Annotated in this window: 16 protein-coding genes; 2 read left to right on the forward strand and 14 right to left on the reverse strand. The window is 46.3% G+C overall.

Annotation, left to right across the window (positions count from 1 at the left end; genetic code table 11):
* The 14 genes from ACYVJ6_RS01135 to ACYVJ6_RS01200 all read right to left on the reverse strand — a co-directional run bounded on the left by ACYVJ6_RS01135 (window position 1) and on the right by ACYVJ6_RS01200 (window position 10,828).
* Entirely contained in the window at window positions 1–288 is a 288-nt protein-coding gene (locus tag ACYVJ6_RS01135) for a hypothetical protein (RefSeq protein WP_460692210.1), read from the reverse strand.
* 52 nt (window positions 289–340) lie between these two features.
* Window positions 341–961 carry a conjugative transposon protein TraK gene (gene traK / locus ACYVJ6_RS01140; protein ID WP_460692211.1) on the reverse strand — a complete coding sequence of 207 codons (621 nt, stop codon included), beginning with the start codon at window positions 959–961 and terminating at the stop codon, window positions 341–343.
* Window positions 962–984: 23 nt separating this feature from the next.
* A complete protein-coding gene (gene traJ, locus ACYVJ6_RS01145; RefSeq protein ID WP_460692212.1) occupies window positions 985–2,172 on the reverse strand; it encodes a conjugative transposon protein TraJ in 1,188 nt (395 codons plus the stop codon).
* Window positions 2,173–2,182: 10 nt separating this feature from the next.
* A complete protein-coding gene (locus tag ACYVJ6_RS01150; RefSeq protein ID WP_166584104.1) occupies window positions 2,183–2,824 on the reverse strand; it encodes a TerB family tellurite resistance protein in 642 nt (213 codons plus the stop codon).
* A 12-nt stretch (window positions 2,825–2,836) separates the two neighbouring features.
* The gene (locus ACYVJ6_RS01155; RefSeq protein WP_460692213.1) at window positions 2,837–3,499 is read right to left on the reverse strand and encodes a hypothetical protein; all 663 of its coding nucleotides are present in this window, start codon (window positions 3,497–3,499) and stop codon (window positions 2,837–2,839) included.
* Window positions 3,486–4,169 (reverse strand): conjugal transfer protein TraI, encoded by a 684-nt coding sequence (locus ACYVJ6_RS01160; RefSeq protein ID WP_460692214.1) that lies wholly within the window; start codon window positions 4,167–4,169, stop codon window positions 3,486–3,488. Before ACYVJ6_RS01160 ends, ACYVJ6_RS01155 begins: the two co-directional genes overlap by 14 nt.
* Window positions 4,170–4,207: 38 nt before the next feature.
* Window positions 4,208–4,585, reverse strand: a complete 378-nt coding sequence (locus ACYVJ6_RS01165; protein ID WP_166584101.1) for a hypothetical protein — start codon at window positions 4,583–4,585, stop codon at window positions 4,208–4,210.
* Between the two features lie 23 nt (window positions 4,586–4,608).
* Window positions 4,609–7,050 (reverse strand): TraG family conjugative transposon ATPase, encoded by a 2,442-nt coding sequence (locus tag ACYVJ6_RS01170; protein WP_460692215.1) that lies wholly within the window; start codon window positions 7,048–7,050, stop codon window positions 4,609–4,611.
* A gap of 2 nt (window positions 7,051–7,052) precedes the next feature.
* A complete protein-coding gene (locus ACYVJ6_RS01175; RefSeq protein WP_166584099.1) occupies window positions 7,053–7,367 on the reverse strand; it encodes a DUF4133 domain-containing protein in 315 nt (104 codons plus the stop codon).
* 37 nt (window positions 7,368–7,404) lie between these two features.
* A complete protein-coding gene (locus ACYVJ6_RS01180) occupies window positions 7,405–7,749 on the reverse strand; it encodes a DUF4134 domain-containing protein (protein WP_166584098.1) in 345 nt (114 codons plus the stop codon).
* Window positions 7,746–8,324: a hypothetical protein gene (locus tag ACYVJ6_RS01185; RefSeq protein WP_166584097.1), complete on the reverse strand. Its 579-nt coding sequence runs from the start codon at window positions 8,322–8,324 to the stop codon at window positions 7,746–7,748. Before ACYVJ6_RS01185 ends, ACYVJ6_RS01180 begins: the two co-directional genes overlap by 4 nt.
* A 153-nt stretch (window positions 8,325–8,477) precedes the next feature.
* Window positions 8,478–9,311, reverse strand: a complete 834-nt coding sequence (locus tag ACYVJ6_RS01190) for an RteC domain-containing protein (protein ID WP_166584096.1) — start codon at window positions 9,309–9,311, stop codon at window positions 8,478–8,480.
* Window positions 9,312–9,406: 95 nt separating this feature from the next.
* Window positions 9,407–10,552 (reverse strand): hypothetical protein, encoded by a 1,146-nt coding sequence (locus ACYVJ6_RS01195; RefSeq protein ID WP_460692216.1) that lies wholly within the window; start codon window positions 10,550–10,552, stop codon window positions 9,407–9,409.
* Between the two features lie 93 nt (window positions 10,553–10,645).
* Entirely contained in the window at window positions 10,646–10,828 is a 183-nt protein-coding gene (locus ACYVJ6_RS01200; protein WP_460692217.1) for a hypothetical protein, read from the reverse strand.
* A 110-nt stretch (window positions 10,829–10,938) separates the two neighbouring features.
* Here ACYVJ6_RS01200 and ACYVJ6_RS01205 point away from each other — a divergent pair, with 110 nt between their 5' ends.
* Together ACYVJ6_RS01205 and ACYVJ6_RS01210 are read left to right on the forward strand one after the other, a co-directional pair.
* Window positions 10,939–11,997, forward strand: coding sequence for a sensor histidine kinase (locus ACYVJ6_RS01205; RefSeq protein ID WP_460692218.1), 1,059 nt, complete (start codon window positions 10,939–10,941; stop codon window positions 11,995–11,997).
* Window positions 11,994–12,722: a LytR/AlgR family response regulator transcription factor gene (locus ACYVJ6_RS01210; protein WP_166584092.1), complete on the forward strand. Its 729-nt coding sequence runs from the start codon at window positions 11,994–11,996 to the stop codon at window positions 12,720–12,722. The genes ACYVJ6_RS01205 and ACYVJ6_RS01210 overlap by 4 nt, the downstream gene beginning before the upstream one ends.

Here is a 12,722-nt window from a genome sequence, read left to right on the forward strand (position 1 = left end):
TTATTTTTGATGATTTAATGAATCTGTTTTCTGTCTATCCTGAGGCTTGGGCGGACCGGCGGAGCTTTGCCCGATATGGGTAGGTAATGCCGGATCATGTATACGCGGTAAAGTGGTGCTGCGGCTGGTAAGTATAACACTGCAAACCAGTGCGAACAAGGCCAAACCGCAGCAAAGCCAGAACCACCGGAGCTGTGTGTTTTTGGATTGACGGTTAACGCTTTCATTTAGCCGCGCTGAAGTACGGCGCTGCCACTTCAGGATACTGCCCGCGATCACACCGGCCATACGGTCGGTCGCCTCATTGTTTTTGCTTGTTTTTCGTTTCAGGAACCACATATCACTTATTGATTATCGTTGTATCCCGGTTGGCCAGTACTTCCCAATGCTGGATCAGAAAGCCATGCGGGTTATTATCGGATTGTTCTGCCAGGTCCCTGATCTCGCCTTGCGTAACCAGCTTACGGTAAACCGTTCCGCTGGAACGAACCAGTTTTTCCGTCGCATAACAGGTAAAATTATACGGCCATTGATTGCCGTTGAGCCGGGTGCTGTCCACGTGGATCTCCTGTGAGATATTGGCTGAGATCAGGTTATTGTAGTAGCCTGCCTCCCTGAGATTATCGTATTCCCTTTTGGCAGATTCATCGGCCAGGTACAAAGCTTTGTTCACATTGGCCTGGATCGCTTTGTCATCCGGGCTGAGATCAAAGAAGTACTCATGAAAGGTGCGGATATGGTCCCGCAGCTCGACCGGTAAATTGGACTTCCTGTCGGAAGCCGAAGCTTCCAGCAGTTTGCCATTGTAAAGGATGTGAACGCGGTTTTGCGCTGCATTGACGACTTGCGTGGTCTTGTAGATACAAAAGCCCATTGTTAGCACATTGCCGATGATCAGGAACAGGCTGAATTGCCTGATATGCTTAAAGGCGGTTTCGATATTTTTTAAATGACTAAACATAACTTTCGATTTTAGGGTGATTATTAAGAAGATAGTTTTTGTGTCTGGTACTGGTCCTTATTTCCGGCAGTGCCGTTGTAGCCGGACATGAAATCCCTGGGCGCATTGATCAGGTTAGCGCCGCCCTGCTCCGCGCGGCCGCCGATCATCCCGCCCGTTTGCACAGCCGTGTTGCTGGTACTGACCACCATGGTATTCACCTTTTGCAGCAGACCGTGCCCGCCACCTGCATTCACGATATAATTGGCGACGCTTGGCACTGTGAAATAACCGATAATGCCAATCAGCAGAAAGATGAGGTAAGCAGTGTCGGTTGCGCTGAAGAAGGTATCTCCGGAATTTTGGACCTGACCGATATCGATCTGCAGCATGTTCTCCTGCACCTTTCCAATGATCGCCCCGAAAATATTAGCCACCGGTAGCCATAGAAAGACGTTAATGTATTTGGCCAGCCAGGAGGTCAACACATGCTGGAAACCGTCAAATACGGATATGCCGAGCACCAGCGGCCCGAGAATGGCCAGTACGATCAGGTAAAAGGTCCGGATGGTGTTGATACATAACGCGGCCGCTTCATAACAGACTTGTAAGATCTCGGACATCCATTCCTTGACGGTGTTCCGGAAATTGTAGGAAGCCTTGGCCATAGCAAACTTCATATCATTGCCAATACTCGCCAGCATACCTTCACCGTCCCCCGTCTGGTCATCGGGATGCGTGTATTTGTACCATTTTTCTCGGTCGCCATCCCCGTCAGCGCCATGGTACATTTGCCAGGCATCTGTTTTTTCTACAGCGGCTTCCTTCGCTTGCAGCAGCCGGGAGATCGCCGCGTCGGAGTTCTGTACCATGCTGCCGGTAGCACTGACCGTGGGCTGCATAATGCCGTTGATGAGCCCGATCACAGCGGGGAAGAGGATAATCGCCAGCCCTATGCCGAATGGTCGCATCAGCGGATAAAAATCCAGTGGCTCCGCATTGGCGATCTGCCGGTAGACCCTTGCCGCGATATACCACAGCGCGCCAAATCCGGCAATGCCTTGGCCTACACCTACCAGGTTACTGCACATACCCAGCATATCATTATAAACACCATCGAGTACGCTTTGCAGCCCGTGAATGTCATTAGCCAGCCCCTCAGCATGGGAAATTAAGGGCAAAAAGGTTCCAGTTACCGCCATCAGGGCGGTTGTCATCAATAATTTTTTCATGATTTTTGCTTTATTGGATTCCGTAAAGTCGGTTGAGCGTCCGGGTATCTCCGCTCTCTTTGGATCGTTGCAGGGAGATGGCCATGCCCTGGTTATTGAAGCTTCGGAGGAACTGGAGCCGGTCTGAACTTCCCGTGTAAATGCGGTCTATAGCCCTGATGCGGTCGGCATCCGACATGCGCAGCTTACCGGCCATCAGGATATCGGCCAACTCACCGGCATCGTTTAGCGTTTGGCTGACCAGCCGGGCGTAAACGTCGCTGATATAACTCAGTTCACCGACCGAAAAGCTACCGCTTTGCCTAAACAGGGCCTGTTTGCGTTTATATTCACTGACCAGGCTGGCTTGCAGCGAAAGGATGTCCGCGATGCGTGCATAGTTTTTGACCGATGGGCTAACGGCTAATAAGCCGTTCAAATAGGTTTCATGCAGGCTAAAGTTGCCTTTGGCTAAGGAGGATATACTGCCATAACCCTGCTGGTAGATCTGGTACCCGGTTTTCATATCCGACAGGATACTTTTCATTTGGGTCAGTTTCTCAATATTCAGCAATAATTGCTGCATTTCCTGCACCTGGGCAAAGCATCGTCCCGGTTCGATCATTCCGACCATGAGAGTGATTCCCCCTAATATCCAAACTTTGACTTTCATGACGTTTCCTTTCTATTTTATCCCATAGGTTTTACCCAGGAATTGATTGTCTGTTTGTTGTTGTAACCGCTGGGCGGCATAACTTTTGGCTTGAGCGCTGAACCCGCCCGCGAACCGGTAGTTCGACTGCATTTCGGAATGCAGCCGCTGGATCAGCTTCAGCCGGTCGGCATCGCTCATTTCCATTTTTCCATCACTCACCACATTCTGCAACGTATTGATGAGCTGTTCGCAGTCAGTCAGTAGCGTTCGCCGTACACTGCCCAAATATTGTATCTCTCCGCTGTTCAACCCGTTGATCCGGCTCCAGTTGTTAGAAATTTTGATTATGTCGGCCTGCCATTGGATGATCTCCTTAACATCGCTGTTGTTGGCTACTACCGGGTTCACTCTTTTCAGTTCCGTGTAATAGCTGCCGTGCAGCCCGTTCTCCGCTAATAAGGAACCGGAAATGGTACCCAAACCGCCTTTAGCGATAGCATAGCCTTTCCTTAGGTAGCCGGAGTATACCTGCAAGGCTTCGATTTGCTGCAGCAGGTACTTCTTTTGCGTGCTTTTTTGCTTAAACCATTCCGCAAAGGTCTGACCCTTTATCTGCGCAGTTGTCAGCAAGCACCCTGTCAGGATAATGACCCTGATCCATACCCTGTACACTATGTTATTATTGCAGGCCATAAAGTTGCTTCGTTGTTTTAACATCACCCGAAGCCTTACTACGCTGGAGGCTTAGCATTTGGTTTTCAGCATTAAAGCGGGTCAGGTCGCTATAGTTCTCATCCAGCCGGTCCGCTGCCTTGTTGATCAGTTCCAGCCTTTGCTCATCACTCATTTGGGTTTTTCCACTGCTCACCACGTTCATCACGTCATCCAGGTTCCTTTCACTTGCCGACAGGATACCGGTATAAACGGAGGTCATCTGCTGTAGCTCGGCCGTGCTGAAATGCGTATCCTGCCTAAAAAGGTTCCAGGCCTGATAATATTTATTTACCAGCGCTACCTGCCTTGCGGCAACATCCTTGATCCGCTGATAATAAGCAATGGTGGCTTTAATCTTCCAAAGTTCGTCATAATAGGTACCGAACAGTTGTTTCTGATCTTCCGTCCAGCCGGAAATCTCAGAGAGTCGAAGTTTGGATAACTCGTTCTCGATCGCTTTCTGTGCATTTTGTAACCAGATCGTTTGGTTCTGCATCCGCTGTACCTTCAGGTCGATGGCTTTGATAACTTTAGTGACCGTTAGTTTGATCACCTCTCCGATCACGAATTGCGCTTTGGCCGGTTCCGGCCTGCTGACCGCGAGCATGAACAACATCAGTACAACACTTATTTTCAAATACGCTTTCATTTTTTCCCTCCTTTCAATTTGCAGATGTGATTGCTATATTATTTGATCATGCGGTAAACGGTACTGCCGAGCACCAATTCCTGCCTATCCGGTTTAAGAAATAATTTACGGCCCAGTTCCGCCTCCGATAATACTTGGTTCTCCTTAGTATAAACTGCTGTCCAGCGTTGTTGCTTGAATTCTCTCGGCATTACTTTGCCATCCCTTATCTTATTGAAACCGCTGTGCCTTTCAACCGTATAGGTATGGCCCGCCAGGTTATAGGCCGTGATCACGAGCGTGTCGTTGGTACGCGAGTACTCGTTCTCGAACTGCGTTACATAGACACCGGCGATGGCTTTATCTTCCACCCGGTTGCATGCCGCCATGCTCAAAAGCAGGCTGGTCATCATCATAATAGACAGGATAGTTTTCATATGTTTCGATTTTATGGTTTGCCTTATTTACGTTCCGCGACCAGGGCCTCAATGCCCTTTTCCATACTGCCATGTTTGGCAGCGTACTCCTGGACTTTGACCCGCTCCCTTCCCTCTGTGGTATAAGCAAAATATTCTTCCGGGGCCAATTCATTTTTATAGACCTTCATTACCTGCCCGCCGAGGTCGATGTAGATCTCCCGGTTATCCTTATTCACCGACAGGACCTGGGTCTTACCTTTATCGGACATGCCCAGCGTATCCTGCAGCTTATCGAATTTGTTCATGAACTTCCGCATATCCATCAAAATCTTGATATCGGCGTTATTAATGATCGCATCCTTGATAATGGGGGAACTGATGAGATCATCCAGTTCCTGGGTAACGACATTCGGCACGCCGTTGAATTTCCGCATGGTCTTAAAAGCATACTGGATAAATCCGGCCATGCCTGAATTGGCGATAGCCTTCCAGGCCTCATCTATCGTCAGCACTTTGCGCACCCCCTGAAGCTTGCGCATTTTAGAAAGGAACATTTCCATAATGATCAGGGTTACTACCGGGAAAAGGATCGGATGGTCTTTGATCGAATCCAGTTCAATGACGACAAAACGCTGATCGAGAAGGTTCAGGTTGCCGGTCGCATTCAGCAGGTAATCGAACTCGCCCCCCTTGTAATATGGGCGAAGCACATAGAGGAAGTTATCGATATCAAAATCTTTATCTTTTACTTTCTGCTTTTTGAGCAACTCCACATAATGCTGTTCCAGGTATTCGAAAAATGAATTAAAGCAGGCAAATTCAGCCGCATTTTGACCAATATGGTCATAATAACCCTGGAGCGCGTTCGATAGCGCCACATACTCACTGCGGATAAAACTTTCATCTTCCTGTTTCCATAGCGTCACCAGCAATGCTTTCAGGCTCTCCTTTTTCTCGGTATCCAGTAGCTGTCCGGGAGGCAGGAAAAAAGGATTAAAACGGATCGGGTTGTGTTCCTCGTAAGTAAAATAGTAACCGCCGACCAGTTCACATAAACCTTTATAACTACCGCCGATATCGACAGTGACACAATGTGCACCCTGATCGTACAAAGTGCGCAAAATATGGTTGACGGTCATACTTTTACCACCACCGGACGTGCCGCAGACCAGCATACCCATATTGGAAGTGATCCCGGTATTTCGTGGTGCATCGAACAGGTCGACGAAAACAGGCCTGCCTGTCAGCCGGTCACAAAAACGAATGCCTGAGGCTGGCTGATCGCTGCGGTAATTCGTCTCCAGGTTCAGAAAACAGGTGCTTTGTTCAAGGAAGGTATCAAACGTGTCATTCTCCGGAAAATCAGCGGCATTGCCGGGAATACCGGCCCACCATACCTGCGCGGCAGCGTCAGACTCCAGTTTAACGGAAGCTCCGATCTGAGCCATTGCTGAGCCGACCTGATTTTTGATCTCCTGCAATTGATCGCGGTTCTCGGTCCAGGCCAGCACATTAAAATGCGCTTTGACCGGGAGGCGTTGCTGGCCGATAGCTTCATTAAGAAAGTCATTGGTTGCGTCGCGGCTGATCGCATTCTCCCGACTATAAGCGGAAAGTGATTGTAAACGCAGCTTTTTGGCTTCCAACTGCTTCAATACCTTCCCCGTATCACCAATGAAAATATATTGGTTGTATATGTGATCGCAGGGCAGCAGCAGGTTAAGCTGTGCGGCAAAACCTATCGGAAACTTGGTTTTATCGGTACTGTATTTATCATAGGTCAACCTGCTGCCGCAAACGCCCGGTAGATCCTCACAGTCTCCCAGTGTGAAAAGCTGGGCGTGCTGATCTCCGATCTGCAAACGGTCTTTTAAATGGATATCTTTCAGCAGGGGCTGACTGTCTTTGTCCGAAAGAAAGCAATACTGTTCCAGCAGGCCCGGACGGTTAGCCGTTCCGCAAAGTTCCTGATCTTTCAACCGCTGCATCGTCACTAACCCACTGTCACACAGGATGCGCTCGAACTGGCCTGCTTTTTCCAAAAACTCGGTCAGCATCCTTCCATCAGTTGTTTGCCTTGGACTAACGCTTTTACGCATGATTCCTGAAAAACCGCTGGTTGCCTGTTTGCGGTCAGCGGCTTTTTTGGTTAGCATCAGGTAACAGGTATGCTTCAAAAAAGGACGGCCTTTAAAATGCCGGTCAGCAGCCCTGGTAAGAAAGTTCTCCGGCAGTCCTTCCGCACCATTGTAAGCAGAACGCATAAAAATATCCTGCTTATGTAAAACGCTGTGTCTCGGCAGTACCTTGATCGCTCTGACCCAGGATTGATGATAGTTTTCATAATCTTCTTCCGAAAGTGTGAAGAGCTCCGGTAATTGTAAACTGTACGCGATGGTCAGGTCCCCATAAACGGAAACCATGCAATCATGTTCGACCTTATAGATCGGAAAGATTTGTTCTGCTTTAGTGTAGGCGGCCATGATCAATAGGTTCTTCGGGTGAATAATTTGCGTGAATTAAATTTCAGATACCCGGGCAGGAATCGCCTGGCACCGCGTTTCATCAGTCCGTATTGGCCATACTTATGGCTGAACCGGTAAACCTGGGTAAACAATAAGGTACCCGCACCGGCAATGACCAGCATACATATATAGACCGGCACACCGGTAATATACAGTATGGCGAAAAGGACGAGCAAGCCTACCAGGCCTGCGCCGAGGTAACCAATATATTGAGCCTTCAAACCTTTAAATTCGATGGCTTTATTGATGCCTTTATTTATTTGATAGATCGCCATGATTACAATTTCCTTCCTTTTAATTTTGATCACTTGATTAAACCCCGAAAAATGATTTAAGCACCGTAGCCACCACCACCAAAAAGATACAGCTACCGAACCAACTGGAAGCAACCTTGCCGGTGTCATGCTCACCATCGTTCCATTTCTTATAAACTTTGATCGCTCCGACCAGCCCGACGATGGCACCGATGGCATACATTAGGTTCGTTCCGGTGTCGAAATAGCTTTTTACCTGTGAGGTCGCCTGGTTAATACCGGCATTCCCATCCTGGGCCATGGCGGATGTCAATCCTGCTACTAACAGGAAAGAGATCCCGCTCCAAACCTTAAAGGCGAATTGTACCACGCCTGTAAGATGTTTTGATCTGTTCGTTTTCATGCGCTTTGTAATTTTGTTTCGTTCAACCAATAGTTTTGTAATTCGCTGTTCGTTAGGGTAAAGGGAAAGAGGTCGGCACCTTCTGCCAGCAGGTAGGCGTTGATCTGGTCTACATAACCGGTACCCGCCAGGTCGGAATATTTTTGTACGATCAGCCGGAAAAGCATCTCGAAATTTTCCTTGCTTTCATTGGATTCGTTGATGACCCTGATCAGGGTCTTCGTTTCTGATACCATTTCTGAAAATTCACCGAGCAGGTGCACCTCGCCAAGGTTCGGCCGGATCGGCTGTACAAGTGCGGCAACCGGCCTTTCCTCATCAGGCGAAGCAAAAACGAGCTCCTCCTGATCTACGATATCCATCCCATCGGTTCGCGTTCCGCCAACGATATCAGCAGTGGGAATAATAAAGTCACCTTGGACGGATGACAGGGCAACTGCCGGCTTTCCCGATATGCGGCGCAAAAGATTACCCAATTCAAAACGATAATAGGTCAAACCTATAACGGCATAATAAATTCCTGCGATCACCAGTACTCCGGCTCCGTAAGCTGACCATGTTAAATGCTGTAACATAACCTTAAGTTTAATCGGCAGCCCCATTGCTGCCGATGATGGATCAAAGTTCCTCAAATACCGCCTCCCGGGCATCCGAGTTCATCCGACTCGGATAGTGTTAATCTGCCTGTATCATAAAAAAAGCGGCCTTTTGAGCCGCTTTACGACCGTTTATTTAAGTCGTTTCTGAACGCGAAGGAGGAAAGCCTCTTTCATTTCATCGATATAGGTCGTCGGGCTGGGTCTGCTGCTCAACCAGTCAAAGGTGTCATAGAAGTTACCCAGCGATACATTAAATACTTTTTCTATAAATTTCACGATGCTTTTCAAGTTCTTTTTGCCGAAGGCCTCCGTGGCGTGCCAGCAATAGATGAGTTCGATCAGTCCGCATTTGGTTTGCTGCCAGTCAAAATCCCTTAACTCCATATCCGTAACCATAACAGTATCCTTCTGGTGTAACCGCTGCACAGCAGATTGCAGGTGTTCCTGTAGCATTTCACTGGCCAGTACCTGCGCCAACTTGTGGTCATGGGTGGTACTAAAGGCAGGATCGAAGTCGATTACGCATTGATCCGGATCGAGGTAGACATCATAGTTTCCTCGTACAAAGTAATAATCATCCAAATAGGTCGCCTGAGTCCGGACGTACTGATAGAAAGATAAGTTACATTCAAAAAAATGGTGCAGAACCTTTGCTTCATTCTTCAGGTAATCGGAAATCGCACTGCAATCACCAATCGGACGCCGGATCTCAAGGTTAAGTAATGATTGGTAATAGATGAGCTGGGATTTGAACTTAGGTTTGATATGCTTGAAGAATTGAATTTCTTCAGCGGGTGTACCCGGATCATTAACCTTGCAAAAGTCTTTTAATTTTTTCAGGTATTTAACACAAGCATGAATGCTTTTTTCATACCGCTTGATCAACTGATCTTCTTCAAGCGTTAGGGCATTTAAATCCCTGTTCAGATCAGCATATAAACGGTCGCTAAATTTAGTTAACATAGTTTATCGCTTTAAGTAAATCGCACCGCCACCCGTTCTCCATAACAAGTGTCTCAAACAGTGCAGGCAGGTATCACTATCCCATAGGCGTTGATTTATGTTTTGGGAAAATAGGTTTTATCGATCATAATGATCATTCGTTGCAGGAAATCCCTGACCATGGCAGCGGTAGCCTGGTCCGCACTATAAAATGCTCGGCTAAAGCTTTTAACAGAAACATGGGGTTGTTTTTTGGTCTCAAAATGATCCGTAAAGAATCGCATGATATTAGAGATGTTCGATATTTGAAAGCACCCTTCCAGATAACAAAGCCTAACAAAGAGTGCGAGTTGCGGCACGGAAAGGATCAAAGGCAACCGGGGCACCACAACTTCCTGTTTTATCTTGCGGGTCGCTGATTGCGGGCCTGTCGCGATATGATCGGACAGCCAATCGCGTAATAGCATATCTAATGGCTTGCGGCCGGCCGAAATACCCAGGACCTGTGAAATTGGTTCTATGATCAATCTTTTTGACTCCACGTGTGTTCCGCCGTTTTGTACAGTCAAATGGGTCTGGCGGTACCAGGACTCAAAATAGGTGCTGTTAAAATTCTGCTGATACAGTAAAGCCGTAAAACGTCTCGTATCCGTATTCCCTTCTTCCAGTTTCAACTGAATAAGCCGGAGCAGTTGATCAACATAGATCGCTTGCTCGTAACTGATGGTTTGGACACGTAATTGATCCAAACTATCTTCCATGCTCCTGAAAAACACATTGACCAACGATGGCTCGATGGGTTGCCGCTCCAATAATGGTGCAAGCGTTTCAATTTTAGACCGGAATTGATTACTGGTGAGATCGCTTTCATATTGGGTGATCCCATGAATAAGATCAAAATAGGCATAAAATTGCCGGGCGATAAATTCGAGCAATTGCTGCAAGGCGCTTAAGGTCTTAATCAGCAATTCGCTTTTCCCGGGGATCAATGGCACCTCGACCTTGCGAACGTGTTGAAATACGATATCTGATAAAGTGATCAATCCGGCCTGGTGGAACTGTACGTAACGCCTGATAACATGGTCTTTGGCGGAGCCGAACACCTCGCTTATCATTCTTTGTTTTAGTTCTGTGCAGGACGAGACCAACCGCTCATATAGCGCTGCCTGAACAACTGCATTGCCGGGCTCGCTTATTATTTCTTTTGTGTTAACAATAATCCCGACACAATCCTCCACATTTGATAATTCTGACTTAAGCAAAACACTGAAATATTTGTCTCCAATTAATATAAGCTACATAACCGAGGGTTTAGGATATTTAGTTGACGGGAAAAAATTAAATAATATTTAACTTTATATTAACATTTTCCCCGCGTGCCCCGTATTAACTGTTGTGATGATGATGGTGACCGTTGCCGTGGTTGGATCTGTTTCAGTGGGCTTGGTAGTTTCGCTGTAAGCTTTTGTATTTCCCCTGTTAAAGTCGCAAACAGTTTCTAAACTTTTGTGCAACCTTTTTGATTTAATGTTTTTCATATTGGTAATTTTTATATCAAAACTACCGTGATGAAAATCGAACCTAAACTTTATTACACAGAGAGGCAATTGTGATATGCAGAAAGGCAAATGCCCGCAGAGACGTTATAATGAATATATCAAAGGTTATTTTGTTCAGACACCTACTGGTTTGGGCTTTGTTCATTCTTTATGAACTTGCCTTAATCAATATTACCGTTGGTCTACTCGCCTCACCACTTCAATATGTTATTTATTATGCGCTGAATATATTCCTATTCTATGGAAACGCCCACATCATTTTAGACTTTGCATTTTTTAGAACCTCGCGACCCTATTTGATCTCCATTGCATTGATCATCCTCGAATTATTGTTCTTCTTATGGATGAAACTTCATATTGATGTCTGGCTAACCGGCGGCGGCCCGGTCCGGTATGCCTTAGATACAATGCATGAAAAGATTTATCTCACCAATATATTCCGGGAAATATTTTTTATAGGGTTCAGTATCGCTTATTGGTCGATGCTATATATGGTAAAGTTTAAGGAACGGAACCACTTCATGGAAAAGGAAAGTCTTAGACAAATTACCCGTTCACTGGAGCTGGAGAACAAATTTATCACCGCCGAAAATGCCTTTTTGCAAAATCAGATCAGTCCTCATTTACTTTTTAATACGCTGAACTTCATTTTTAATGCGGTCCATAAACTTTCAGACAGGGCAGGCAAGGGAGTCATGCTCCTTTCCGAATTGATGCGCTACTCTTTATTAAGCAGTCAGGATAACCGGATGGTTCCATTATTAGCGGAAATTGGACAGATCGATAAACTGATTGAACTAAGTGCGTTACGGTTTCAAGGTGAAATATATCTTAAGTTCACTAAAAAGGGAAAGCTTAAAGAAGTGATGATCCCCCCGCTAATCCTTCTTACCCTGGTAGAGAATATGCTTAAACATGGGGATCTTGGCGATAGGAGTAATTCAGGTAAGATCGACCTGGAGGTCAATCAAAACGGCCTGCATTTTACTACACAAAATCTGAAAAGAAAAAGCACGCCCTATCCCAGCAGCGGCGTAGGTTTAAAAAATATTAAAAAACGTTTAGCCAACTTATTTCCTGAAAGGCACCAGCTTGCCGTCACAGAAAATGACAGTATATTTAAGATAACCTTAACCCTGAACCTATGAATTTTACCTGCTACGTGATCGACGATGAACCGGATGCTATTGCGCTTCTAAAAGAATATATTGAGTTAACGCCCGACCTGACGCTGATAGGTCAGGCGCAAAATCCACTGGAGGCACTACCATTTCTTACCGGTGAAAACGCACCTGATATCACTTTTGTTGATGTTGATATGCGACAATTATCCGGCCTGGAACTGGCAGGAATGGTCAACCTGTATACAACGGTGGTTTTTACAACCGCGTTTCCAGAATATGCACTCCAGGCCTTTGACCGGGAAGCTTTCGATTTTTTGTTAAAGCCGATCAATTATGAGCGCTTTGCTAAATGCATTCAAAAAGCCAGAAGAAAAATTATCAGGCCGGCAAAAATTGCCGCAGCGCCAATGGATGATTTTTTCACGATCAAAAGTGAGGTTAAGGGCAGGCTGGTCAAAATCAGATTTGACGAAGTGATCTACATGGAAGGCTCAGCAAATTATATCCATATATATACAAATGATGGAAAGCACACCACTTACCTGACTATTAAAGAAATTGAACGGCATTTGCCGAAAACCATATTTGCCCGCATTCACCGATCATTCATTGTCAACATAAATTTTGTTAAGGTGATTGAAAGGGCGCAAGTCCGTTTACATAACGGCGAAAGTCTAATGATGGGTGACCAATATAAACAGGCATTTTTAGAACGTATGGATGAAAGGCTGATCAAAACCAACCGGTAG

This window comes from Mucilaginibacter puniceus (assembly GCF_054783175.1).